This window comes from Kineosporia mesophila, assembly GCF_021129235.1.
GTDB classification, from domain to species: domain Bacteria; phylum Actinomycetota; class Actinomycetes; order Actinomycetales; family Kineosporiaceae; genus Kineosporia; species Kineosporia mesophila.
Window position 1 is genome coordinate 45,988 of sequence record NZ_JAJOMA010000009.1, and the last position, 23,945, is coordinate 69,932.

Annotated in this window: 27 protein-coding genes and 2 pseudogenes; 12 read left to right on the forward strand and 17 right to left on the reverse strand. The window is 70.0% G+C overall.

All coding sequences use genetic code 11. The features are described from left to right. The first annotated feature begins 10 nt into the window (after positions 1-10). Positions 11-844, forward strand: coding sequence for an oxidoreductase (locus LR393_RS14305; protein WP_345718823.1), 834 nt, complete (start codon positions 11-13; stop codon positions 842-844). 17 nt (positions 845-861) lie between these two features. On the opposite strand, the pseudogene LR393_RS14310 reads toward LR393_RS14305, so the two are convergent. Beyond that, a pseudogene (locus tag LR393_RS14310) lies at positions 862-1,044 on the reverse strand (SbtR family transcriptional regulator); the annotation flags it as partial. A gap of 5 nt (positions 1,045-1,049) precedes the next feature. Between LR393_RS14310 and LR393_RS14315 the strand changes: the two are divergent. Beyond that, on the forward strand, positions 1,050-2,003 hold the full coding sequence (locus tag LR393_RS14315; RefSeq protein WP_231484396.1) for an NADP-dependent oxidoreductase: 954 nt from the start codon (positions 1,050-1,052) through the stop codon (positions 2,001-2,003). Between the two features lie 167 nt (positions 2,004-2,170). Here the strand turns inward: LR393_RS14315 and LR393_RS14320 are convergent, their stop codons facing one another. Continuing rightward, positions 2,171-3,253 carry a Gfo/Idh/MocA family protein gene (locus LR393_RS14320; RefSeq protein WP_231484397.1) on the reverse strand — a complete coding sequence of 361 codons (1,083 nt, stop codon included), beginning with the start codon at positions 3,251-3,253 and terminating at the stop codon, positions 2,171-2,173. A gap of 35 nt (positions 3,254-3,288) precedes the next feature. Then, positions 3,289-3,951 (reverse strand): TetR/AcrR family transcriptional regulator, encoded by a 663-nt coding sequence (locus LR393_RS14325; protein WP_231484398.1) that lies wholly within the window; start codon positions 3,949-3,951, stop codon positions 3,289-3,291. Between the two features lie 175 nt (positions 3,952-4,126). On the opposite strand from LR393_RS14325, the gene LR393_RS14330 reads away from it, so the two are divergent. Continuing rightward, a complete protein-coding gene (locus LR393_RS14330; RefSeq protein ID WP_231484399.1) occupies positions 4,127-4,609 on the forward strand; it encodes an SRPBCC family protein in 483 nt (160 codons plus the stop codon). 181 nt (positions 4,610-4,790) lie between these two features. On the opposite strand, the gene LR393_RS37035 is transcribed toward LR393_RS14330, so the two are convergent. Beyond that, positions 4,791-5,009, reverse strand: a complete 219-nt coding sequence (locus tag LR393_RS37035; protein ID WP_407937319.1) for an ATP-binding protein — start codon at positions 5,007-5,009, stop codon at positions 4,791-4,793. Between LR393_RS37035 and LR393_RS36430 the strand changes: the two are divergent. Further along, positions 4,975-5,132 (forward strand): annotated as a pseudogene (locus tag LR393_RS36430) (FtsX-like permease family protein); the annotation flags it as partial. The gene LR393_RS37035 and the pseudogene LR393_RS36430 sit on opposite strands and share 35 nt — an antisense overlap. 5 nt (positions 5,133-5,137) lie before the next feature. Here LR393_RS36430 and LR393_RS14340 read toward each other — a convergent pair. Beyond that, positions 5,138-6,142 (reverse strand): SDR family oxidoreductase, encoded by a 1,005-nt coding sequence (locus LR393_RS14340; RefSeq protein ID WP_231484400.1) that lies wholly within the window; start codon positions 6,140-6,142, stop codon positions 5,138-5,140. 166 nt (positions 6,143-6,308) lie between these two features. On the opposite strand from LR393_RS14340, the gene LR393_RS14345 reads away from it, so the two are divergent. Continuing rightward, positions 6,309-7,244 carry a helix-turn-helix transcriptional regulator gene (locus LR393_RS14345; protein ID WP_231484401.1) on the forward strand — a complete coding sequence of 312 codons (936 nt, stop codon included), beginning with the start codon at positions 6,309-6,311 and terminating at the stop codon, positions 7,242-7,244. On the opposite strand, the gene LR393_RS14350 is transcribed toward LR393_RS14345, so the two are convergent. The 4 genes from LR393_RS14350 to LR393_RS14365 all read right to left on the reverse strand — a co-directional run bounded on the left by LR393_RS14350 (position 7,235) and on the right by LR393_RS14365 (position 10,252). After that, positions 7,235-7,990, reverse strand: a complete 756-nt coding sequence (locus LR393_RS14350; protein ID WP_231484402.1) for an SDR family NAD(P)-dependent oxidoreductase — start codon at positions 7,988-7,990, stop codon at positions 7,235-7,237. The genes LR393_RS14345 and LR393_RS14350 overlap by 10 nt on opposite strands. 175 nt (positions 7,991-8,165) lie before the next feature. Further along, on the reverse strand, positions 8,166-9,242 hold the full coding sequence (locus LR393_RS14355) for a substrate-binding domain-containing protein (protein ID WP_231484403.1): 1,077 nt from the start codon (positions 9,240-9,242) through the stop codon (positions 8,166-8,168). Between the two features lie 2 nt (positions 9,243-9,244). Continuing rightward, on the reverse strand, positions 9,245-9,676 hold the full coding sequence (locus LR393_RS14360; RefSeq protein ID WP_231484404.1) for a MarR family winged helix-turn-helix transcriptional regulator: 432 nt from the start codon (positions 9,674-9,676) through the stop codon (positions 9,245-9,247). Positions 9,677-9,736: 60 nt separating this feature from the next. Next, positions 9,737-10,252: a DUF1097 domain-containing protein gene (locus LR393_RS14365; protein WP_231484405.1), complete on the reverse strand. Its 516-nt coding sequence runs from the start codon at positions 10,250-10,252 to the stop codon at positions 9,737-9,739. A gap of 204 nt (positions 10,253-10,456) precedes the next feature. On the opposite strand from LR393_RS14365, the gene LR393_RS14370 reads away from it, so the two are divergent. Further along, complete coding sequence (locus tag LR393_RS14370) at positions 10,457-11,458, forward strand: acetamidase/formamidase family protein (protein ID WP_231484406.1); 1,002 nt, start codon at positions 10,457-10,459, stop codon at positions 11,456-11,458. A gap of 50 nt (positions 11,459-11,508) precedes the next feature. Here LR393_RS14370 and LR393_RS14375 read toward each other — a convergent pair whose 3' ends face one another. From LR393_RS14375 to nthB, 3 genes are read right to left on the reverse strand one after another with little or no spacing between them, the layout of a single operon-like run. After that, the gene (locus LR393_RS14375) at positions 11,509-11,856 is read right to left on the reverse strand and encodes a nitrile hydratase accessory protein (RefSeq protein ID WP_231484407.1); all 348 of its coding nucleotides are present in this window, start codon (positions 11,854-11,856) and stop codon (positions 11,509-11,511) included. A gap of 1 nt (position 11,857) precedes the next feature. Then, the gene (gene nthA, locus LR393_RS14380; RefSeq protein ID WP_231484408.1) at positions 11,858-12,454 is read right to left on the reverse strand and encodes a nitrile hydratase subunit alpha; all 597 of its coding nucleotides are present in this window, start codon (positions 12,452-12,454) and stop codon (positions 11,858-11,860) included. Between the two features lie 29 nt (positions 12,455-12,483). After that, positions 12,484-13,188, reverse strand: coding sequence for a nitrile hydratase subunit beta (gene nthB, locus LR393_RS14385; protein ID WP_231484409.1), 705 nt, complete (start codon positions 13,186-13,188; stop codon positions 12,484-12,486). A 270-nt stretch (positions 13,189-13,458) separates the two neighbouring features. On the opposite strand from nthB, the gene LR393_RS14390 reads away from it, so the two are divergent. Then, positions 13,459-13,674 carry a CbtB domain-containing protein gene (locus LR393_RS14390; RefSeq protein WP_231484410.1) on the forward strand — a complete coding sequence of 72 codons (216 nt, stop codon included), beginning with the start codon at positions 13,459-13,461 and terminating at the stop codon, positions 13,672-13,674. 5 nt (positions 13,675-13,679) lie between these two features. After that, positions 13,680-14,441: a CbtA family protein gene (locus LR393_RS14395; RefSeq protein WP_231484411.1), complete on the forward strand. Its 762-nt coding sequence runs from the start codon at positions 13,680-13,682 to the stop codon at positions 14,439-14,441. A gap of 123 nt (positions 14,442-14,564) precedes the next feature. On the opposite strand, the gene LR393_RS14400 is transcribed toward LR393_RS14395, so the two are convergent. After that, positions 14,565-15,281, reverse strand: coding sequence for a siderophore-interacting protein (locus LR393_RS14400; RefSeq protein ID WP_231484412.1), 717 nt, complete (start codon positions 15,279-15,281; stop codon positions 14,565-14,567). A 135-nt stretch (positions 15,282-15,416) separates the two neighbouring features. On the opposite strand from LR393_RS14400, the gene LR393_RS14405 reads away from it, so the two are divergent. Beyond that, on the forward strand, positions 15,417-16,196 hold the full coding sequence (locus LR393_RS14405) for a helix-turn-helix transcriptional regulator (RefSeq protein ID WP_231484413.1): 780 nt from the start codon (positions 15,417-15,419) through the stop codon (positions 16,194-16,196). A 337-nt stretch (positions 16,197-16,533) separates the two neighbouring features. Here the strand turns inward: LR393_RS14405 and LR393_RS14410 are convergent, their stop codons facing one another. Continuing rightward, a complete protein-coding gene (locus LR393_RS14410) occupies positions 16,534-17,676 on the reverse strand; it encodes a dipeptidase (protein ID WP_231484414.1) in 1,143 nt (380 codons plus the stop codon). Between the two features lie 56 nt (positions 17,677-17,732). Beyond that, the gene (locus tag LR393_RS14415; RefSeq protein ID WP_231484415.1) at positions 17,733-19,940 is read right to left on the reverse strand and encodes an alpha-galactosidase; all 2,208 of its coding nucleotides are present in this window, start codon (positions 19,938-19,940) and stop codon (positions 17,733-17,735) included. Between the two features lie 126 nt (positions 19,941-20,066). On the opposite strand from LR393_RS14415, the gene LR393_RS14420 reads away from it, so the two are divergent. The 3 genes from LR393_RS14420 (at position 20,067) to LR393_RS14430 (ending at position 22,581) form a co-directional block, all read left to right on the forward strand. Next, positions 20,067-21,179: an ROK family transcriptional regulator gene (locus LR393_RS14420; RefSeq protein ID WP_231484416.1), complete on the forward strand. Its 1,113-nt coding sequence runs from the start codon at positions 20,067-20,069 to the stop codon at positions 21,177-21,179. Positions 21,180-21,335: 156 nt separating this feature from the next. Further along, on the forward strand, positions 21,336-21,887 hold the full coding sequence (locus LR393_RS14425) for a SigE family RNA polymerase sigma factor (RefSeq protein ID WP_231484417.1): 552 nt from the start codon (positions 21,336-21,338) through the stop codon (positions 21,885-21,887). A 67-nt stretch (positions 21,888-21,954) separates the two neighbouring features. Beyond that, entirely contained in the window at positions 21,955-22,581 is a 627-nt protein-coding gene (locus LR393_RS14430) for a hypothetical protein (protein WP_231484418.1), read from the forward strand. Positions 22,582-22,683: 102 nt separating this feature from the next. Here LR393_RS14430 and LR393_RS14435 read toward each other — a convergent pair whose 3' ends face one another. Continuing rightward, positions 22,684-22,944 carry a hypothetical protein gene (locus tag LR393_RS14435; protein WP_407937320.1) on the reverse strand — a complete coding sequence of 87 codons (261 nt, stop codon included), beginning with the start codon at positions 22,942-22,944 and terminating at the stop codon, positions 22,684-22,686. Between the two features lie 198 nt (positions 22,945-23,142). Next, a complete protein-coding gene (locus LR393_RS14440) occupies positions 23,143-23,634 on the reverse strand; it encodes a DUF6924 domain-containing protein (RefSeq protein ID WP_231484419.1) in 492 nt (163 codons plus the stop codon). Between the last annotated feature and the right edge of the window lie 311 nt (positions 23,635-23,945).

The following is a 23,945-nucleotide window of genomic DNA, read 5'->3' on the forward strand; positions in this document are numbered from 1 at the left end:
TGGAGGCATGATGGACACCAAGGTCGCACTCGTCACGGGCGCCACCTCGGGAATCGGCGCGGCCAGCGCCCGACGACTGAGCGAGCACGGCTACACGGTGTACGGGGTCTCCCGTCGTCGGGACCGGCTCGAAGATCTGGTGCCGGAGGGGATCAGGGTGTTCGCCATGGACCTGACCAGCCCGGAATCGGTGGCCGACGGCGTCGCCCGGGTTCTCGGCGAGACCGGCCGGATCGATCTGCTGGTCAACAACGCCGGGTACGGATCGCTCGGTTCCCTGGAGGAGACCCCGATCCAGGAGGGACGGCGCCAGTTCGACGTGAATGTGTTCGGCGCGCTGCAGCTCACCCAGCTCGTGCTGCCGCACATGCGCCGTCAGGGCTCGGGCCGGATCGTCAATGTCAGCTCGGCCGGCGGGAAGATCTACACCCCCTTGGGGGGCTGGTACCACGGCACCAAGTTCGCGCTGGAGGCGATGAGCGACTGCTTGCGCCTGGAAGTGGCCCAGTTCGGTATCGAGGTCGTGGTCGTGCAGCCCGGCCCGACCGACACCGAGTGGGGATCCATCGCCGCCGACCACGTCGATCAGGTCTCCGGCCACGGCCCTTACGCCCGCCAGGCTCAGGCCGTGGCCGAGGGCCTTCGCACCCAGGCACCCGGACAGAAACGCTCCGCGGCCACCGACGTTGCCGACACCATCGTCCGGGCTGCCACCGACCGGCGACCGAAAACCCGCTACGCCGTGGGTTTGAGCGCCCGGGCAGCGATCGGGATGCGACGGGTCCTGCCGGACCGCTGGTTCGATGCCTTCATCACCCGGGCTTCGGGCGTGCCCCGTCGCTGACGTCCGTCAGCCGGTCCTCACCCAGGAAGGCATGACGAGCTCCGCAGTCCCCACATCAGCACGCCCAGCAGGCGATCGGCTCGGGCGGCCTGCTCGGGCAGGGGCGCGACCGTGAAGATGCCGATGAGATGCGCGGCGACGTCCTCGGCGGTGACGTCGTCGCGCAGGTCTCCGGTTGCCCGGCCGGCGCGGAGCATTGATCAGCATGAACACATCCATCAGCACCAGCCGGGCCGTCCAGTTCGCCCAGTCGTTCGGAGGACCCGAGACCCTCGAACTGCGCACCGTGCCCGTCCCCGCCGTCGGCCCGGGACAGGTCCGCGTGCGGGTCACCGCGGCCGGGCTGAACCCGATGGACTGGTTCATGACCTCCGACGCCGACGCTGCCGCCCGCTTCGGGCTGAACCTGCCGTGCGGATTCGGGAACGACTACGCGGGAATCGTGGACGAGGTCGGTGACGGAATCGCTCACCTGTTCACCGTCGGCGACCGGGTGTTCGGCGGCGCCTTCTCCCGCAGCGTCGCCGACCACGTAGTCGTCGACGCACCCGGCCACATCGGCAAGGGCGGCGACATCCACCACACACCAGCCGAACTCGACGACCGCGTCGCCGCCACCCTGTCCATCGCCGGATGCACGGCCGCCGCCGCGCTCGCCGTCGTCAACCCCGGCCCGAAGGACACCCTCCTGATCGGTGGCGCCGGAGGCGGCGTCGGCGTGTTCGCCGTCCAGCTCGCGCGCCTCACCGGCGCCCGGGTCATCGGGACCGGATCAGCCACCTCCGCCGACGCCCTGCGAGCGCTGGGCGCCGAACCCGTCACCTACGGCGAAGGCCTGGCCGAGCGGGTCCGCGAACTGTCTCCCGACGGCATCACCGCGACCCTGGACCTGCACGGCACGAACACGATCGCCGTGGCTCGCGAGCTCGGCGTACCGGACTCCCGCATGACCACGATTGCCGCCGTCGTGGAAGGCATCACGCCCGCGAACGGCGCCAGCGCCGCCCCCGGCGCCATCGAGGAGATCGCCCGCCTCGCCGCGCAGGGCCGGCTCCGCGTGCCGATCGCGGTCAGCTTCCCCGTCCAGGAGATCCGCGCCGCCGTCGGGCGGCAGGCGAGTCGGCACGTGCACGGCAAGGTCGTGATCGACCTCGCATGAGAATCAGAGTCGCCCAGCAGGTCGGCGGATCCATCGGAACGGCGCTACTCACCGTGGTCCTCCAGCACAGCTCGTCCAGCAGCCACGCATCCGGCTTCGGCAACGCTTTCTGGTGGGCTATCGCCTTCACCGCCCGGCCCCCGTCTGCCTGCTGCTCCCCGGCCGCATCAGACCGACCAGGGCAGGTCGCTCACCTCGACCGTCTCACCACTGACGGCGGCCTGCTCCACCGCCAGCGCGATGGCGTGATCGTGGCTGGCCTGCGCCAGCGGATAGGGCGCAGGACCGTCGCCCCGTCGCCAGGCCGCCATGGCCACCATCTGGGTGAGGATCGCGATCTCCTCGTCCGGCAGCCGTAGCCCGATGAACGGGTTGGTCCACAGGATGTGCCCGTCCAGGGCGATGTACTCGCTGTCGTAGCCCTCGAGGTCGAGGTCGTAGCCGCTCTGGTGGCGCAGCAGGGGCGAGGTGAGAACGCGTCCGTCCCAACGGATCACGCTCTCGTCGTTGATCTCGCCATGACTCCCGCGCACCAGCAGCCGGCGGGCCCGCAACCGGTTGTGCCACTGGTTGTCGGTGAAGTCGTACAGCCCCGACCGGCCCGGCCCGAAGTCGAGGGTGGCCATGGTGGTGGTGGCGGGGTGCGGTCCCATGTCTTCCCGCAGGCCGGCGCGCGTCATCGGGTCCAGCAGTTCGGCCGTCGACGTGGAGGCGCGAACCTGAACGTCGCCGAGACCGACGCCGAGGAACCCGCGCAGCAGGGCAATGGCGTGGTACTGATGAGTGGACGAGACATGCACGGACGACGGCGCGCCGATCAGTCCTGCGCGCACAGCCTCCAGGCGAGCGGAGTGCATCGGCATCAACGGGTACTGTTCCGCGACCTGAACCAGCCCGCTCTCCCCCACGCGTCCCCAAAGATCTTTCAGTGCGGTCACATCCGGTGCCGGTGGGGTCTCACTGAGGACGGCGACACCGGCCTCGACCAGCTGCTCGACGACGGCCGGATTGGCCTGCCAGGTGACCGAGCTGATCACGAAAGCCGGATCGGTCTCAGCGACGAGTTCCTCCACCGACCCGAAGACCGGCACACCCCAGCCGAGTTCACGCGCCCGCTCGGGATCCCGGGACACCACGCCGGCGATGTCCAGGATCTCGGGTACGAGCTGGGCCAGGCGGACGAAGAATCCGGCCCGCCATCCCGTGCCGACCACGCCGCACCGCACGGGTGTGCGTCCGGATTCCCTCATTGTGTTTTCCCTTCGGACAGGCCAGGTTTCCTGGCTCAGGTGTCGAATCCGTTGCGGAGTAGTCGCGCGCCTCGGCGGATGTCCGCGCGAACACGTTCTCGGCAGGTGGCAGCGTCGGGGACGGGGTCACTCAGGTTGCGGCCGAGGCTGCGGTAGAAGACCTCGAACAGCCCCGCCAACGCGACGGCGGTCAGGCGCAGCTCAGCGTCGGTCGGGGCGGGGTCCGGGCGGGTGGCGAGGGCATCGTGCAGCGCATCGACGAGCTGTTCCATCGAGCGGCGGCGGCTGTCTTTGAGGGCAGCGGTGGAGGCAACCATGGCCCCGAATCGCCGCACGGCAAGGAGCTGTTCCCGCGGCGCGGCGCCGTGGCCGGTGAGCTGGTCCAGTTCGGCGTCGAGCGTGTCCACGACAGCGGTGACCGCCGGTCCGGCGGGGTCGGCGACGCGGGTGCACACCTGCTCGATGATGTCGGGCCATCGATCGATGAGCAGTGATTCCTTGCTGCGGAAATGATTGAAGACGGTCTTCTCGGTGACTCCGCACGCCTTGGCCACATCGGCCACGGTCACCGCGTCGAACCCCCGCTCCAGGAACAACGCGGTGGCCGTGTCGGACAGGAGCTGACGCAACTCCAAGCGCCGACGCTCCCTCAGGGACGTCGTAGCCACCGTTCCGGGCATCGCCGTGCCGGGTTTCACCAGCTCACCTCCTCGTCACCGCTGACCGTGCTCGGTCCGCCAGCTACCTTACAGGGACTGTAACAAGTCGCCCTCCACGACACGCGGACATTGCGTACAGCCACTGTTTTCTTTACAGTCCCTGTACCAACGACGGTGGGAACGACTTGCCGTCCTCACGACACCTGGAGCAGACATGGCCGACATGCACATCGTGCGGACCTATCCGCGATCGGCCGACATCGTCTGGAAGGCCCTCACCGACCCGGCCCTGGTGCCGCTGTGGACCTCGACCGGACAGGGCGGGCGTCCCGAAGGCTTCACCCCGGTCGTGGGCTGCACGTTCCGGTTCGTCGGCAAGCCGTTCCCGGGCTGGGACGGCATCGTGCGCTGCGAGGTGACGGAGGTCCAGGCCCCGACCCTGCTGCGGTACACCTGGCGGAACAAGCCCGAGGACCGGCCCACCCTGGTCAGCTACCTCCTCGAACCGGTCAGCGACGGCGATACGCGCCTGACCTGGACCCACACCGGCTTCCGGGGTGTCGAGGGCTTCATCATGTCCACGCTGCTGGGCCGGGTGCGGACCAAGATGCTGTCCGAGGGCCTGCCCGCAGTCCTGGCCGACCTTGACGAGAACGGGCAGCTCACGCCGGCCAGCACGCTGCGCCCGCGCACCTGATGCCGATCGGCCCTCGGCGCACAGCCTCCAGGCGAGCGGACGATCAGGTCACCACAGGGTTTTGAAGTAATCGGCGAAGGCCTGATCCTCGCAGTCACCCAGCCAGTGGTCCTTGCCGGCCGGCACCACGTCGTCGGTCACGAGGCCGCCGTCCTTGTCGATCCTCATCGCAATACCGTGGTCATTGATGCATTTGACCTGGGCGCGCAGGTGGTCGGCGTAGTTCGCTGGATACGGAAAGGGTTCCGGAGTGTGGGGTGGTGAGTTCGCGGGCGAGCGCCAGACCCAGCCCGCTGCCGCCGGTGCTACGGCTCCGGGAGATGTCGGCCCGCCAGAATCGGTCGAACACCTTCTCCAGGGCCTCGGGCCTGCTCGTCGGCGGGATCGGCGTGGCCAGCACGATGTGGTGATCTCCGTGCTGGAGCGGCGCTCGGAGATCGGCCGGCGCCGGGCCCTGGGGTCCCACCGCGGTCAGATCCGGGCCCATCGGGCGGCCCGGCTGATGCCCACCGAGGTCCTGGGCACGGCCTAGCGTCCTTCGCCGGCCAGTAGGCTCCGCGCCTGGTCGAGCACCGAATCCTGCGCCGGCCGCGGCTTCCAGCCCAGCCGGTCCTGAGCCTTCTGGCTGGAGGCCTCGCGAACGATCCCGAGTTCCGGAACGGCCAGCGCGGCGCGGGGGTTGAACCGCGCCGCCAGCCGCACCGCCCAGTCCGGCATGGTTCGGGTCGGAACCTGCGCGGCCGCGTCCCCCAGGTTCTCCCGCATCACCGCAGCGATCTGCGGCAGCGTCAACGTGCCGGCCGCGGCCAGGAACCGTTCGCCGGCCGCCGCGGGGTCGGTCATGGCCCGCACGTGCAGGTCCGCGACGTCGCGCACGTCGACCACCCCGATGGTCATTTTCGGCAGGGCGGGCAGGGTGCCCTTCAGCAGGCTGTCGATCAGGCCCGCCCACAGCGAGAGGTCCGGGCCCAGGGCCGGGCCGAACACGGCGACCGGGTTCACCACGGCCAGTTCCATACCTTCTTGGCGGACGAAGTCCCAGGCAGCGCGCTCGGCCGCCAGTTTGGACTTCGGGTAGGCGGCCATCTCCTCACCGTCCGGGTTGCTCCAGTCCGCTTCGGTGAAGGTCCGCTGTTGTCCGTGGCCGTATTTGACGGCGGCGAAGGACGAGGTGAGGACGGTCCGCCTCACCCCGGCCGTGCGGGCGGCCTGTAGCACTCTCAGCGCGCCCTGCCGGGCCGGTTCGATGACCTCGTCCTCGTGCCGGGGTTTGGCCTGCGGCACCGGGGAGGCGACGTGCAGCACGTAGTCGCATCCCTGCACCGCCTGCTTCCAGCCGTCGTCGGCCATCAGGTCGGCCACGGCGAAGGACAGGGCCGGGCCGTTCTCCCCGGTCATGGCCCGGACGTCGGCCTCCCGCCGCAGCGAGCGCACGGTCGTGCGGACGCGAAAGCCCTCGTGCAGCAGACGTGCGACGCAGTGGGCGCCCACGAATCCGGTCCCGCCGGTCACCAGTACCAGTTCGCCACTCACATCTGTCTCCATCTGTTCCGGAAGCCACAAATGGTACGGGGCGATGTCAGGGCGGGACTGGGCGAGGCCTGCTTCTTTGTCGTGGCCGGTGCGGGCGATATAGCCTGGTTCCGCAACAGCTTCGAGCTCACCGTCCGGACGGTACGAAAGGTTCGGGGACAGCAGCGTGTACGACGGGAACGAGACCGGTTCGATCGGCACCGGGAGCCAGTACCGCGACGCGTTCCTGGAGCTGCACGGATCCGGGCGGATGACGGTGGACGAGGGCACGCCCTGGGCCGGGCGCCTGGACTGGCAGCGCTCCAGCCGGTACGGCATCGCCCTGTGCGGCGGCGTGCGGGAAGAGTTCACCCGGGGGCGCCGCGACATCCGCAGCGCCCCCCGCGGCACGTTCGAGATGCTCATGCCGATCGCCGGGGCGGCCCGGGTGGAGCAGGGACCTGCTTCTGGTGAGATCGGCCCGGGGTCGCTGGCGCTGTGCGAGATCGACCGGCCGGTGGGACTCGCCCACGGGCTCGACTTCACCTCGATCGCGGTGATCGTGCCGGCCGAGGAGATCGAGCGCCGAAGTCCCGCCGCGGTCCGCCGCCCACCGGCCCTCGACGGGCTCAGCGGGGTCGGGCGGCTGATCCGGCAGATGATCACCACGCTGCACCAGGAACGCCGGCAGCTGGCCGAGGCGAGCTTCGACTTCGCGGCCGACCAGCTGCTGGACCTGGTGCTCTTCGCGGCCGACGGGGCGGGTGACGCGGCCCCGCTCGATCAGCGGGCGCGGGTGGAGGCCGAGATCCGGCTGTACATCCGCCGGCACGCCGCCGAGCCCGACCTCAACATTGTCGTCGTCGCCCGGGCCCTGGGCTGGTCGGCCCGCTACCTGCAGGACGTACTCAACGCCGCCGGCACGACCGCCCGCGACCTGATCCGTTCCGAGCGCCTGCTGCTGGCCCGCTCACGCCTGACCAGTGCCGGCTGGGCGGAATGTTCGATCGCGCAGGTCGCCCACTCCTGCGGGTTCACCAGCCAGGCCTCCTTCGCGACCGTCTACCGCCGGGAGTTCGGCCGCTCTCCCCGTGAGGCCCGACGGTCGGCCGCTCAGACCTGAGTCGCCCCGCCGTCCACGAAAAGTTCGGTGCCGGTGATGAAACGACTCTGGGACGAGGCCAGGAACAGCACCGCATCGGCCACCTCCTGCGGCGTCGCGATCCGGCCCAGCGGGATCTTCGAGACCAGGTACTGCTTGGTCGCCCTCGCCTGTTCGGTGTCCGCCCCGCCGAATGCCGCGTTCAGACCGGGGGTTTCGGTCGTCCCGGCACTGACCGCATTGACCCGGACACCTCTGCCTCGCAGTTCCTGGGCCCAGGTGCGGGCGAAGGAACGCACGGCCGCCTTGGTCGCCGAGTACACCCCGAACCCCTCGACCCCTTCCACCGTCCAGCAGGAGGCCGACAGCACCACGGCCGCGTGGTCGTTCAGCAACGGCAGGGCCTTCTGCACGGTGAAGACCGTCCCCTTCACGTGCACGCCGAGCAGGAGGTCCAGGTGCTCCTCGGTGATCTGCCCCAGCGGGGCCGCTTCCCCCAGCCCGGCGTTGGCGAACAAGACGTCCACCCGCCGCCCGTCCCCGCCGACCGTCGCGTACAGACGGTCGAGGTCCGCGGCCTGAGCCACGTCCCCGGGCACCCCCACGCAACCGCGACCGATCGAGGCGACCGCCGCGTCCACTGCTTCCTTGCGGCGGCCGGTCAGATAGACCACCGCCCCTTCGCCGGCGAAGCGGCGGGCAGCGGCCAGGCCGATCCCCGCCGAGCCGCCGGTAACCACCGCGGTCTTGCCGTCGAGCTGACCCACGAAATCCTCCAGATGAGCGAAACCACAGACAGGACATCGGTGCACATGTGCCCGGCGCCTGCGCTCCACTCTGGCGGGCCGCGCTCGCAAGATCTTTCGCTGCGGCGCACGCTTCTTCTTCTCCGACGCGTCAAGGGTCCGAGCCAGCCGTACCCCGTCGCCGACGCACGCGCCCCTAGGCGACGGTCAGCGCCGCCTGGATGTCGAACTCGACCGCGTCGGCGCGGGCCACGTAGACCGTCTGGCGCAGTTGCTGGCCGATCATCCGGACCACGCCACGTGGGCCCTCGTAGGTCAGGCCCTCGGAGCTGGGGATGATGTCGGCGACGTCCAGCGAGCGGGCCCGGCGCACCAGCTGGGCCAGGAGGATCATTGCCTCGTAACAGGATTCGCCGATGCTGTTGAGCGCCGGGGAGCCTTCGCCGAAGCGGGAGTAGTAGCGGCCGGCGAACTCCAGGCCGCTGGTGGTGTTCAGCCCCTCGAAGTAGCCCGCGGCGGAGTACAGCCCCTGGTTGCTCTCCGGCCCACCGGCCAGCAGCATGTTCTCCTCCACGTGCGGGCTCAGCCGGGGGATGGCGTCGCAGATGCGGCGGGCGCCGAACTCCCGGTTGAAGCGCACGCCGTCGTCGCCCACCAGCAGGGACAGCACGCCCTCGGCGCCGCTGGCCTCGATCCGGTCGACGATCTGCTCGAAGTTCTCGCTGCCCAGCGGCACGTAGAGCTCGCCCAGCAAGGGACGACCGGCGCTGCGCGCGTGCTCCCGCGCGGCCTGGGCGGTCAGGCGGGGCCAGACGTAGTCGTTGCCGACCAGGATCCAGCGCTGGATACCGTACTCGGCCCGCATCCAGTCCATCGCCGGCAGGAGCTGGTCGCGGGGTGTCTCCCCGGTCATGAAGACGCCCGGGGTGGACTCGTGGCCCTCGTGCAGGGGCGCGTAGGTGTAGGGCACCCGGCCGAAGGTCACCGGCGCCACCGCCTGACGCACCGGGGAGATGTGCCACCCGGTGACCGCGTCGATGCGGCCGCTCGTGATGAGCGCGTCGATCTCGCGGGCCACCCACTGCGGTGGCGCCGCGCCGTCGACCAGGACGGTCGTGACCGGCCGGCCGAGAAGGCCACCGTCGGCGTTGATCTCCTCGACGGCCAGCTCGATGCAGGACTCGCAGGAGGGCCCGTAGATACCGGCCGGCCCACGCAGCGGCACGATGCAGGCGACGACGACGTCGTGGCGTTCCCGACCGGCGCGGCCCACGCTCAGGTCTCCAGGTAGGCGCTCAGCCGCCCGAGCACGGCCAGCGCCGAGGCCAGCTCCTCGGCACCGACGGCCTGGGCCAGTTCACGCTCCAGCAGCTGCCCCTGCCGCTCGAGCTTCTTCATCCGGGTGCGGCCGCGGGCCGAGAAGGTGACCAGGATGCGGCGGCGGTCGAGGGAGTCGGTGCGCCGGTAGATCCAGTTGTCGGAGACCAGCTTGTCGACGAGCCGGGAGATCGACGGCGCCGGCAACGAGGTCGCGAACGCGATCTCGCTCATGGTCAGGCCCGGCTCGGGGACCAGGACGGACAGCACCCGCCACTGCTCGGCCGAGATGCCCGAGACATCGAGCGCGTCGGACATCCGCGCGTCGAGCTGGCGGCCGACGCGAGAGACGAGCCGGCTCAGCCCGCCCACGTCGGTACTGGTGGTCACAAGCAGCTCCCGGGGCCGTGGTTACTTCCGGACGAGAATAACCGCCGGACCTGGTCGCTGTCAGGCCTGCTCAGCGCCCGATCGCAGAGCCACCGGCCGCTTCAGACCGGAAGCAAGGAGTTCGGAGGCGATCCCGAACCCGGCCCCCACGAGCACGGTGACGGCGGCCACCAGGGCCGGGTTGCCGATCCCGGTGCTGGTGATCGGTGTCCCCGTCGCCGCCGAGGTGCCCACGGTCATGGCGAACCCGAAGACGATCGCGGGCGCCGGCCCGAGGACCGCCAGGCGGGGTGTCTGGACCATGACGAAACTGCCCAGCCCGACGGCCACCGCCACGACCACGGGGGTCCCGCCGGCGGCGTCGGCCCCCAGCAGCGTGATCGTGGCGATGACGATCCCGGCCAGGTTCGAGGCCACCGACCTGAGGTAGCCCGACGTGCCGGTGCCCACGAAGAAGAACGACGCCCAGGCCAGGAACAGCACCCAGACCGGCAGGTCCCAGACCACCGCCGTCAGCCAGGTCGAGACCGCTCCGAGGATCCCCACCGCCACCGCGAGCGCATTCTGTTCCGACATCGCATTCCTCCTGTGTCCGGGCCCGCCGTCCGGGCCGTTCCCCCACCGTGGCCGGGGCGCGTCGCGTCCGCATCACTCCCATGAAACTTCCATGTGAAATAGTTTTGATCGGCATCGTCACACCTGGACCAGCGCCATGGGCGGCTCGTACGCTCGCCCCGCAGTCACGGTTTACTTCCGTTCAGAAGGAATACTGGAGGAACGATGGATGTCGTCAGCTTCACCCCGACCCCGGAGCAGTACGCCTGGACCTTCGGTGGGGTCCCGGCGGTGGCGAGCGTGCAACCCGGGACCGTCCTGAAGCTCTGGAGCGAGGACGCCTTCGCCGGCCGGATCACCTCGCGCGACCAGCGCCCCAGCCAGATCCTCGACACCCGCCGGCTCAACCCGCAGACCGGGCCGTTCCACGTGACCGGCGCCGAGCCGGGCGACACGCTGGCCCTGCACTTCGTCGACATCCAGCCCGCACGTGACTGGGCGGCCTCGGCGACGCTGCCGTTCTTCGGGGCCCTGACCGGTTCCGAGCGCACCGCGACCCTCCAGGCGTCCCTCCCGGAGCGGGTGTGGATCTACGAGGTCGACCGGGTGGCCCGCACCGCGCGGTTCGCGGCCGGCACCGGCGACTTCACCGTCGACCTCCCCCTGGACCCGATGCTGGGCACCGTCGGGGTGGCCCCCGCCCTGCGCGAGGTGCGCACGTCCCTGGCCCCCGACACCCACGGCGGGAACCTGGACACCCCCGAACTGCGGCCCGGGACAACCATCTACCTGGGGGTGAACGTTCCGGGGGCGCTGTTCTCGATCGGCGACGGCCACTACCGCCAGGGCGAGGGCGAGAGCTGCGGCACCGCCCTGGAAGGCGCGATGAACTCGACCGTGATCGTCGAGCTGATCAAGGGCGGAGCGCCGGCCTGGCCGCGGATCGAGAGTGACACCCACCTGATGACCGTGGGGTCGGCCCGTCCGCTGGAAGACGCCTGGCGCAGCGGGCAGGTCGAGATGGTGCGGTGGGTGGCCGGGTTGTGCGGGCTGGAGGAGATGGATGCCTACCAGCTGGTCAGCCAGGTCTGCCTGTCCCCGATCGCGAACGTCGTCGACACCAACTACAGCGCGGTGACGAAGGTGGCCAAGGCGTTCCTGCCCGGTGCCCGCGCCTACGACGGGATGCACGCGCACCTGCGGCAGGTCGCCGCGACCGTGCGGTAGAACGCCCGAAAAGGGGGTGACGGCCATGGCCATCACCCCCTTTTCCTCGCTCAGTGCTCGTGGTCGTGGCCCTCGTGGTCGTCGTGGGCCAGGTTCTCCTGCTCGATCAGCGTGCGGGCGTCGAACTCGAACGCGTCGAGCTGGCCGCGTTCGGTCATCATCGCGGCGAACGCGGCCGCGAACTGGCGGTAGTAGACCGCCGGGTCGCAGTTCACCTCCTCGTCGGCGGTGCCGATCTCGCGGATCAGGTGGGCCTTGAACTCGTCCCAGGCGAACAGCCCCGACTCGCAGAGGCTGACGACGAGGCCGAAGATCCGCCCCTGCCAGGGCGCGTCGAAGACCAGCTCGCCGTTGGAACGCGGCACGTCGAGGGCCGAAAGATCCAGGGTCACGGTCATCTCAGGCCGCCTGCGGGGACGTGAGCAGGTCGGTGCCGACCATGGAGTTGCGCGTGACCAGCGTGATCAGCTCCTCGGCGCTCATCCCGTCGGTGCCGGCGGGCCGCTGCGGGATCACCAGGTAGCGGATCTCGGCACTGGAGTCCCAGACCTTGATCTGCACGTCGGGGCCGAGCACGACGCCGAACTCGCCCAGCACCGAGCGGGGCTCCTTGACCACGCGAGCGCGGTACTGCGGATACTTGAACCAGGCCGGCGGAATCCCCAGCAGGGTCCACGGGTAGCACGAGCACAGGGTGCACACCACGACGTTGTGCACGTCGTCGGTGTTCTCGACCGCCACCAGGTGCTCGGTCTGCAGCCCGGTGAAGCCCATGTCGGCGATCGCGGCCGTGGCGTCGGACAGCAGCCAGGCCTGGTAGGCGGGGTCGGTCCAGGCGCGGACCACGACCCGGGCGCCGTTCAGCGGGCCCATGTCGTTCTCGAACGAGGCGACCACCGCGTCCACTGCGGCGTGCTCGGCCAGGCCCTTCTCGACCATCAGGGACTCCAGCGCGTTGATCCGCGCCGCAACGTCCTTCATCGAGAGCCAGTCCATGTCAGTTCTCCTTGCGCAGGTGGTGTCGGTCAGACGGAGACGGCGAGGGGTTCCAGGTAGTCCTCGAACAGGTCGGCGGCCAGGTCGAACGACTCGGAGGTCCGCTCGCCCCACAGTTCGTCCGCCGCGAACGTGACGACGTAGAGGTGGTGCGGGCGCTCGACCTGCTCGTGGGCGCTGGCGGCCGGGTCGTGGTGTGCGCCGTAGTGGTGGGTGACCACGCCCCGGCTGCGGTTCAGGTAGCCCGGCAGGCGGTTGTGCCCGGTGTCGTGCAGATTCTTCACCACGACCTCGTCGCCCACCGCGAACCGCGGCGGGGCCTGGGCCGGCAGGTCGTGCGGGGTGCCGGCCCACAGCACGTCGATCATCTGCTGCGCGAACGGCGACAGTTCCGCCGGTTTGCGGGGATGCTCGGCCATCTGCGGCTCGCCGAGCTCCTCCATCCGCGCGTCGACCTCCTCGTGCGTCAGGAAACCCTTGTCGTGCAGGAGTTTCTCGACCGAGAAGAGCCAGTGGGCGTAGTACGTGGAGTCGGTGTAGTCGGCCCAGGGCATCAGCTCGATGCCGTGCCGCTGCTCGTCGAGGTTGAACGCGCCCCTGGCGATGGCCATGGCTGTGACCGCGTGCATGCGCCCCTCGAACGGGTAACGCCAGTTCGGGAGATCGGGCTCGAGGAACCCCGGGGCCACCGGCCCCAGCCCGTCCCGGCCCCCGACATCGTGAGGTCCGTGCATGAGAAGCCCCTTCCGGTCGCGGTTATTTCCATTCAGAAGTATTTGAGGGGCACCCCGGACGTCAACCGATGCCGGGATCCGTTACACGCGTTTAACACCGTCTCCGGTTATGTACCTGCTGATGGACGCTCTGATTACGTTTTCCTGCATGCGCCGGTCCGGAACAGGGAGGGCTTGACGCACCAAGCTCACCGATCCATATGATTCCAAACGAAAGTAGTTATCAGGCCGACGGCCCGTGGCGGGCCGTCATCCCGACCGGAGGTTTCCATGTCCGCGATCACCGCGCCCGCCGCGATCGAGAGCACACCCACCCCGATCCCGGTCTCCCAGGTGCTGCCCTGGGCGTTCCTGCTCGGCCTGCTCGCCATCGTCACGGTCTACTTCGTGGGTGCCGAACAGGGCGCGGTGTCGCTGCTGTCCGGCACCGGCGTGCACGAGTTCGTCCACGACGGCCGTCACCTCCTGGGCTTCCCGTGCCACTGACGAGCATGCGGACGCTCCTGATCCGGGGCCTGCTGGCCGGTCTGCTCGCGGGCCTGGCCGCCTTCGGCGTCGCCTACCTCGTGGGTGAGCCCTCACTGCGCACGGCCATCGCCTACGAGGAGACCGGCACCGCCGCCGACCATCACCACGACGAAGCCGCGACCTCGGAACACGCCCACGGCGAGGAGGCCGAGGTCTCCCGCACCGTCCAGTCCACCTGGGGCCTGCTGACCGGCACACTCGCCATCGGCCTGGCCGTCGGCGGAATCGTCGCCCTGGCACTGGCCCTGGCGATCGGGCGGATCGGCCCGCTCGGCGAACGCGGCACGGCCGCCCTGGTCGTCGGGATCGGGTTCGTCGCCGTGGTGCTGGTGCCCTTCCTGACCTACCCGCCCAATCCCCCGGCCGTCGGCGACCCCGACACCATCGGTACCCGCACCGCGGCCTACTTCGGCCTGCTCCTGGCCTCGCTGGTCGCGGTCGGCGTCGCCGGGTCGGTGGCCCGTTCCCTCGGTGGACGAACGGACGCGTGGGGGCGCGCGGGTGCGGCAGCGCTCACCTACGTGGTGCTCATGCTGGCCGTCGCGGCCGTACTGCCGTCCTACGACGAGCTCGGCGACTTCCCGGCCTCGACGCTGTGGAGCTTCCGGCTCGGTTCCCTGGCCACCCTGACCACCCTGTGGGGCGTCGTAGGCCTGACCCTGGTGGCCTCACTCGCCCGGATCCGCACGACGCCGGCGCGGGCCGGCGCCGGCTCCCCGGCCTGAACCCCCGCGCACGGGTGGACGGGTGGCGCCACCCGTCCACCCGTCCACCCGTGCGCGCCGCAACGTGCCACCGCAGCGCGCGGGCGACGACGACCACATCGGCCACCATCGCGCAGGAGAACCTCAGTCGAGCCCTTTCCGGCCCGGCACCCAGTACGGCTTGGTAAGAACGTTGCGGCGGGGCCAGTTCCGTTCCTCGACAAGGTGACGGCGGATCATCTGAATCGTCCGGGCCTCGCCGGCCAGGTAGGCGACACCGGGCTCGGCGGGCAGGTCCAGGTCGCGCACGGCCTGCACCAGAGTCTCGGAGGAGGCCGCCGGCCGGCCCTGGCGATAGGTCCAGTCCACGTCGAAAGCATCACCTAGATCGAGGCGCTCGGCGGGGGTGTCGACCTCCAGCCGGGCGAGGACCGTCGCATCGTCGGGCAGCGCTCGCAGCATGGGGGCGAACGAGGCCTGGGCCGTCTCCTCGCCCGCGAACAGGTGACAGGCCGCGGGGCGGGTGGTGAAGGTGCCCTGGGGTTTAAGCAGCATCACCTCGTCGCCCGGCCGGGCGGTGCGGGCCCACCGGGCTCCGGGACCGTTACCGTGGTCGAAGACGACCAGGTCCATCGTCCGGGCCTCGAGGTTCCACACGGTGTAGGTGCGCAGCGTGCCGAGCACCCAGTCCAGCCCGGCGGGACCGTCGGCGACCTGCAGCCGCACGTGCTGCCCGGGAATCCAGCTCAGGCCCGGCAGGGCCGGGCCGACCAGAGTCACCCGGCGTAGCCGCGGCGCCACCAGTTCGACGGCCTGGACCCGGGTGGACAACAGAAGTCGTTCGAGAAGGCGGTGTTTCACGGTCGGATCCCCTGGACGGCTGATCGGTGGTCTCGACCCACCTTAGGCCGGGCGGTCGTACGAATAGCGGACAGCCGATAGCGCGCACACGCCAGTTCCGCGCGGCACCGGCCGCTCGTGCCCCAGGATCGGATCATGCGGCACGAAGCACCTTCGACACCCGGACCACCCGGCTCACCGATCCTGAGCATCCAGCGCGGCCACACCCGCGACATCCCCACCGGGCTCCCGACCCACTCCCATCCCGAGCCGATGCTCATGAGCAGTGCGGGCGCGACGGTGCTGGGCTCGGTCGGGGCCCGCGACTGGCTGATCCCGCCGGGATACGGGCTGTGGATCCCGGGCGGCTACGAGCACGGCGGCGCCGTGCTGCACCACGGCGAGCTGTCGATCCTGCACCTGGACACCGAGCACTGCCCGATCACCTGGACCGAGCCGACCGGGGTCGCCGTCGGGCCGCTGCTGCGCGAGCTCATCACCCACCTGCTGCGGATCGCCCCGCACGACCCCAGCCGCCGGGCCGGCGAGACTCTGCTGTTCGACCTGCTGACGCCGCTGACCACCCACGACATCCAGGTGGCCGTGCCCGCCGACCCGCGGGTGAGCGTCATCGCCGAGCGTCTCCTGGCCCACCCGGACGATCAGCGGGAACTGACCGACTGGGCGGACGAGGTGCACGCCAGCGTCCGCACGCTGTCGCGTCTGTTCCCGGCCGAGACCGGCCTGACGTTCGCGGCCTGGCGCACCCAGGTGCGCATCCACGCGGCCATCCAGCTCCTCGGTCGGGGGACGTCCGTCACCGCCACCGCCCGCGCCGTCGGCTATCGCCACCCCAGCGCCTTCATCACCGCGTTCCGCCGCGTCACCGGGCACACCCCGGGCACGTACAACAGCGCCGACGCCGTCCGTCCGTGACGCCCGCACGCCCCCGCGCGAGTGAATGCCTTCGGCAACGGCGCTACCCACACAGGGGGACGCGTCACACGGCACCTCCCGCTGGGAAGGGCTGCGGGCGCCGACTCTCGTCATCGACGGCGGCAAGAGCCCGGCCTCGATACGCACGGCCACGGCCGGACTGGTCCGGGCCCTGCCCGACGCCACCTACGAGACCCTGCCGGGCCAGATGCACATCGTGAAACTGGCTGTGCTGGCACCGGTCCTGACCAGATTCTTCCTGAGTCCCGGACTCGGCCGGGACGGTCCGGGACGCCCCCGCGAAACTCGTGCCGAAGCGTCCCCTGCTGGAAACGACTCAGTCGACCGAGGTGCCCTCCTGCGCCTGCTCCAGCCCGCGCAGGATGTTCCCGCTGGTCAGAGCCTGCAGATCGGCCGTCGACCAGCCGCGCTGGGCCAGCGCCTCCAGCAGCGCAGGGTACGTGGACACGTCGTCCAGCCCGGCCGGCAGCTCGTCGACCCCGTCGTAGTCACCACCCAGCCCCAGGTGATCGACCCCGGCCACCTCACGGGCGTGCTCCAGGTGCGCCACCACGTCGCTCAGCTGCGCCTGGGGCCGCGGGTGAGCCGTCAGCCACTCCTGGTACTCCTTCATCGCCGCCTCCTCACCGACCGGCTCGTGGGTCTCCCGAGTGCTCAGGCCCAGGCGTTCCTGCTCCCGCGTCGCCTCGGCCCGGTAGTCGGCGCAGGCCTGGTTCACGAACGCGGGGACGAAGGTCACCATCAGCACCCCGCCGTTGGCCGGCAGCCGTTCCAGCACCGCGTCCGGCACGTTGCGCGGATGGTCGGTGACCGCACGGGAACTGGAGTGCGAGAAGATCACCGGACGGGTCGCGACGTCCAGGGCGTCGTTCATGGTGCGCTCGTGCACGTGCGAGAGGTCGACGAGCATCCCGATCCGGTTCATCTCCCGCACCACGTCACGGCCGAAGTCGGTCAGCCCGTAGTCGACCGCCTCCCCCGTGGCCGACGCCGACCAGGGCGTGTTGTCGTTGTGCGTCAGCGTCATGTACGCCAGACCCGCGCGCCGCAGCTCCCGCAGCACCCCCAGCGAACCGGCGATGCTCTGGCCGCCCTCGGCCCCCGGCAGCGAGGCGATGCGGCCTTCGGCGATCGCGGCACGCACGTCGGCCGCGGTCGGGGTCCAGCGGAAGACGTCCGGGTGGGCCAGCACCATCCGCCGCACGATGTCGATCTGCTCGAACGTGGCCGCCACCGCCGCCGGGTGCTCCCAGTGCGAAGGCACGAACACCGACCAGAACTGCGCGCCCACCCCTCCGGCCCGCAGCCGCGGGATGTCGGTGTGCAGGGCGGGCTGGCCGTCGGCCAGACCCGCCGCGGCCGGGTCGTACCCGTACTCGTTGCGGATCTGCCAGGGCAGATCGTTGTGACCGTCGAAAACCGGGTGGGTGGCGAGAACCTCGCGACGCAGATCGAACATACGGCCAACCTAATCCGAACCACGCCCCACCGACATCCGCCCTGACCGGTGAGACCTCAGACGGCGTTGAGTTCCAGCACCAGGGCCTGCTGGGCCGCCAGCGTCGGCATCGGCAGACCGGCCCGGGCCAGCACCGCGCCGGGCAGGGTGAGATCGTTCTCCAGCGCCGCGGCCACCCACGGGGAGTGCTCGCGGCCCGGGAACGAGGGCAGGCCGAACTCGCTGACGACGCGCACCGTGTAGTCGCGCCCGGCGTCCAGGCCCGGGAACCGCACCTGCCCCGAGAGGATGGACGAGGACGTCACCGTGCGGGCCCACACGTACACGGCCCGGCTTCCGTCGGCGTCGACCACACCTCGCAGCGTGGTGGCCGGGTCGGGGATGTCGGCGTTCACCACCCGGCCGCGGGCGATCAGGGCGCGAATGTCTTTCTGGAACGCGATGAATGCCGTCAGCGCGGCCAGTTCGTCCGGATCCCGGCCGGTCAGGTCCCACTCCACGCCGGTGTGCCCGAGCAGGGCCCCGGCGAAGCGCAGGGTGACGTCGGTCTGCCGGCTCGTGGTGTGGGCCGGGGACGAGCCGACGTGCACACCGATCAGCTCCGGCGGCAGCAGCAGTGAGGTCCAGCGGTCGGTCATGATCCGCTCGACCGGGTCGATGCAGTCCGACGCCCAGACCCGGTCGGTGCGGGCCAGAATGCCCAGGTCTACGCGCGATCCCCCGGCCGAGCACGACTCGATCTCCAGGCCCGGATGACGCGAGCGCAGTTCGTCCATCAGCCGGTAGAGCGCGTGGGTCTGCGCCGACACCGCGACCGCGTCACCGTGGACACGCGAGACCGCCTCGTGCAGCTCACGGTTGTGGTCCCACTTCACGTAGGCCACGCCGTACTGCGCGACCAGGCCACTGATCGATTCCAGCAGGTAGCCGAACGCGGCCTCGCTGGTCAGGTCCAGCACGTACTGCTGCCGCATGGACGCGCCGAAACCCTGCGAGGGAGCGAGGATCCAGTCCGGATGCTCGCGGGCGACCCGCGAGTCGAGGCTGATCATCTCCGGCTCGAACCACAGCCCGAACTCCAGGCCCCGGGCCCGCACGTGATCGGCCAGCGGAGCCAGGCCCCGCGGCCAGACCTGCGGGTCGACCTGCCAGTCACCCAGGCTCGTGCGGTCGTTACGCCGGCCCAGGAACCAGCCGTCGTCCAGCACGAACCGCTCGGCCCCCACCTCGGCCGCGCGATCCACCAGGGCCGTCAGTCGGTCCTGGTCATGATCGAAATACACGGCCTCCCAGGTGTTCACCAGCACCGGACGAGGCCGCACCGGATGGCTGTCCCGGGCGCGCAGGTACTGGTGGAACCGATCCGAGATCCCGTCCAGCCCTTGCCCCGACCAGGCGAAGAACGCATCCGGCGACACGTACTCCTGGCCCGGCAGCAGCCGGATCTCCCCCGGGCGCAGCGCCTCACCGCCACCGATGACCGCGCTCGCGCCGCCCGCACCCTCGGGCAGCCGCTCGACCCGCCAGTGGCTGTCGCCGCTCCAGGCCAGGTGGAAGCCCCACACCTCGCCGGTACGGTTGGCGAAACCAGCTGTGCCAACGATGGTCACGTACGGATTGTCAGCGCCCGGCTTGCCGCGGCGCCCGTGCCGGTGGTGCGAGCCGTCGGTCACGGGCAGCCGCTGCGGCTGGCGCTCGCGCGACCAGCGGCCGGTGAAGTCGAGGATTTCGGACGCGCGCGGCGGCAGGGGCATCAGGGCGGTGAGACCGGCCAGATCATAAGGCTGTTCGCCATCAGCGTCAGTTTCGGAACGGTGGACGCGGTGGCGCACCTGCACGAGTCCCTGTGGGGTCAGGCGCAGGAACAGCGAGAGGGCCAGTGCGGTGATCTCGTCGGTGAACTCGGCCTCGATCGTGCCGCCGCCGGCCGGGTCGGGGGTCACCGTCAGAGCCTCGCGCACCGAGACCGGGCGGGGCGAGGTACGCCGTCCGGCCAGGTGCCCGGCGATCGCGGGGGTGCCCGACCACAGGTCGCGCTCGACGGGGAGCAGAGTCAGGCGCCGGGGGACGTCGGGGGCGTTGCTGGTCAGCTCGACCCCGGCCGACAGAGCCAGGGCCGACAGCCCCGCCTCGCTCACATCGCCCAGGTCGGCGCCCCAGTGCACGACCGACGGGACCGGCCCCTCCAGGTCGATGACCAGGGAGACCCCGGCAGCGCGCAGGTGGACGGGGGGACGCACGTCCCGGCTGTGGTCGTCGGTCACGCGGGTGCTCCGTTGCGGTTCGTGGTGGTCGGCCCGGCTCTCCCCGGCCCGACAGGACAGACTTACTTTTACCATGCAAGAAAAGGTGCGGGGACGCGTCCTCAATTCTGTATGGTTTTTCGGGTCATGGACGATCACCCCCCGCTCTCCCCACGCGCCCAGGCCATCACCGGGCACCTGCTCATGCACGGCCCCTCGACCCGTGCGGCCCTGTGCGAGGCCTTCGGGCTCTCCGAAGCCTCGATGTCGCGGGTCGTGCGGATCATGGCGGACGCGGGCATCGTCACCGAGGAGTCCGAGCGCACGAGCATCGGCCGCCCGCGCCAGATCCTCACCGCCGTTCCCGAAAGCCGGCACGTGGTCGGGATCAAGCTCACCGGCGACACCGCCTACGGCGTGCTGTGCGACCTGGCCGGCGAGGTGATCACATCCCTCAGCCTGCCGCTGCCCGCCCGGGCCGAAGGCATTGTTCCGGTCGAGGGTGTGGTGCGGGTGATCGGGCGCCTGGTGCGGCGCCTGGGCAAGAGTGTCGACGGGGTAGGGATCTCACTGGGCGGGGTCGTCGACGGGCGCTCGGTGGTGCGTGACGGACCGTTCCTCGGCTGGCGCGACGTCGATCTGGGCGAACGCGTGAGCCGATCCGGCGGCGTCCCGGCGGTTCTCAGCAACGACGTGGTCGCCCTGGCCCGCGAGCAGTTGTGGTTCGGGGCCGGGCGCACCCACGACACCTTCGGCGTGATCACCGTCGGGGCCGGGCTGGGCTTCGCCGTCGTTCGTGAAGGAATCGTGCTGGAGCACCTCATCGACAACGGCCACCTGCTGTCCCACTCCCCCGTCGACAGCACCGGCCCGGCCTGCCGCCTGGGACATCACGGCTGCGTGGCCGGCTACCTGGACCGCGACGCCGTGGCCGCCCGCTTCGGCCTGCCCGGTGCCGACGTCACCTTCGAGCAGCTGGCCACCCTGGACCCCTCCTGGTTCACCGGCGCCGCCACCGCCCTGGGCCACCTCATCGCCACCGTGGCCGGCGGCCTGCAGACCGAGCGGATCGTGCTGGCCGGGGAGGACGTCGGCACGCTGTACGCCTCACCGGTCACCGCCACCACCCTCGAACTGCGCCTGGGCCCGGCCGGGAACCGTCAGTGCGAATTGACGATCTCGACCGAGCCGCTGGGTTTCGAGGACTGGGCCCGGGGTGCCGGGGTGGTGGGGATCCAGGCGCTACTCGGCGCCCTCTGACCCGGAGACCACCCAGCCCGGCCGCTGCCTCGTCCTCTGCGCCCCAAACCCCTCCTTCGTGATCATGCAAAGTCTCCCCGGAGTTCTAGAACTCCCGGTGCGGGTATTTTCCGGAATCTGCCAACCTTCCAGATCTCTGAGCTCGTTGAAGGAGACATGGGGTCATCAGAGCGGCGGGACGAGGAGTTCACCGCGTTCGCCGAGGAGCACGGGGGTGCGCTGCTGCGGGCAGCTCACTTCCTGACCGGCGATCGCTGGCTGGCAGAAGATCTCGTGCAGATCGCGCTGACGAAGACCTATCTCGCGTGGCCGGCGGCACGGGGGAAGGTGCCGTATGCCTACGCCCGCAAGGCCTTGCTCCACTGCCATACCGATCTGTGGCGACGGCGCCGCTGGCGGGAGAACAGCACCGCTCCCGAAGATCTCCCGTCCAGCAGCACCGCGGCCGAGGCCGCCGGACCGCTCTCGGGCGGAGATCCGGCCCAGGCCGTGGCCGAACGCGACGCCGTGGATCGGGCCTTGGCCCGGCTGACGCCGCGGGAGCGCGCTGTCCTCGTTCTGCGCTACTGCGAAGACCTGTCCGAGAAGGAAACCGCTCGCCTGCTGAAGGTGAGTACCGGAACGGTCAAAAGCCTGAACTCCCGGGCGCTGGCCAAGCTGCGCGTCGCCCCGGCACCCCTCACGCCACCGACCTTGTCTCCGCGCTGATCGCCGGAACCCGGCGCCGTTCCTCACGTTTTCCAGCACCTGAGTAGAAGGGACACCAGTTGTGTCGATGAGTGAGCAGCAGATACGTCAGCACTTTCGTACCGCTCCGGTCGAGGGAGCCGTCAACGCCCAGGAGATCGTCGCCGCCGGCCGGCAGCAGTTCCGGGCCCGTCGCCGGCGGCGCACATGGGGTGCTACCGCCACGGCTACGACCGCTGTGCTCGCCGCTGTCACGGGTGGCATCGCCCTGTCCAGCCATAGGGACGCCAGATTCGAACTCGTGGGTTCAGGGCTGACTCTGGCCGCCGGCTCGTCCGGACCTGTGCAGGTCAGTGACGATCGTGTCGACCTGGGACACGGGCTGCAGGCCTGGCGCGAGGGAAAGGTTCTCGGGGTCGGCTACCCCGACAGCACGCACACCTTGCTGGACACCACCGACCCCACCGCCCGGTGGGGAGACCTGGGCTACGACGTGGCCACCCTCGACCCCGAAGGTCAGAACGACGGTGTGACCGCTGTCGTGGGCACCGTGCGCGGCCAACCTTCGCACGTAGTGGTCTCCATCGCGGGCGTCACCCAGACAGCCACCATCGCCTGCTTCACCCAGGCCCAAGGGTGGTGCTCCTATGCTGCGCTGGTGCCGGTCTCCGTCCAGAACTATGGAACGGAGCCGACAACCGTGCGGGTGTCCTGAACAGTTGACGAGATGTTCCGGACCTCAGTGGTCCTGCTCGTTAGTTCCTCTGGGTCCGGTCTGACCTTCCCCCAAGACCGTGGATGCCTCAGCTGTCAGAGGTCAGTTCAGAATGAGATGCCGAAGGCAGATCCATGAACAGGCAGGGGAAATGAAGGCCTGATCGATGTCGGCGCGGCGTTGGTAGCGGATGCGCAGACGCTTGAATCCGTGAAGCCGGACGAAGGTTCGCTCGACAGGCCAGCGGTGGACACCGAGGCCGGAGCCGTTGGCTGTCTTGCGGCAGGCGATGTACGGGGTGATGCCGAGCTTGCGGATCTTGCGGCAGTGGGGGCTGCTGTCGCATCCGCGGTCACCGAACACGCGATCGGGGTGCTGGGGACTGCCCCCAGCACCCACGTCCGGGCCGTCCAGTGAGGGTCGGGCTGCGGGTAGACCAGACGCGTCACGTCGCCTCCTCCTGACCGTGCCACCAAGACCCTGGTGCGGTGGCCACGTCTTGTCTGCGACCAACGCAGCAGAATCACGAGCTGCCACTGCAGTACTAGAGGTCGTGGGTGCTCAGACCTCAGCCTCAATCAGTTCCTCGAAGTTCAAGTTGCCCAAGGCGATGTTGACGGCCGCCGATGCAGCCTGGCGCGCTGAAATCTTCCCCACGAATGGCGTTTCCAGCCCGTCCCAGTCTTCGTCATCCTCCAGTTCCACATCCTCCTCGTCGCCCCCCTCCGGATCGAGCAGCCGACGGATATCCACGGCCAGAAGCTGATGCTTGTCGGACGTCATCGCGATGGAGTCGGCCAGCAGCACGACACTGGGCCCTTCCTGTCCCGAAGGAACAGACAGAGTCGCGATCACTTCCTCCCAGCTCGCCCCGGCCCAGGCCGGATCGTCGACCAGCAACGGGTCGGGCATGTGAGCCGCCGCTCCATTCATCGGCGGGTCCAGTTCCCGCTGGATCGCGGCCCAGGCCTGCGGACGGTCGAAGTCGGTGCGCACCACGACGAAGGCGTCGAACTCGCTGTGGTCACTCGCGTCAATGGCGGGGCGGTCCACCAGGATCTCCTTCAGTAGGAAAACGTCACCAATCGGGCCAGCACGTACAGCGCCACATCATGGACTACTAGGCGACGCAGCTGACCCGAGGACCCGACCCCGTCCGGACCCGGCACCGGCCCTCCTCCTGCGCGGTATGGGCGCCATTGCGCAAGAGAGCCTCTTCGGTGGCTCCGCGGTTTCAGTAACGAAGGGTCGTTGCAGTACTGAAGGCCCTTTGAGGCATGTCCAGACAGCCGCTCTATATGCCTTGGAAAGAATCAGGTATCACCGTCGTGACGTACCTTGACGCGGCCGCCAGATACATGCCA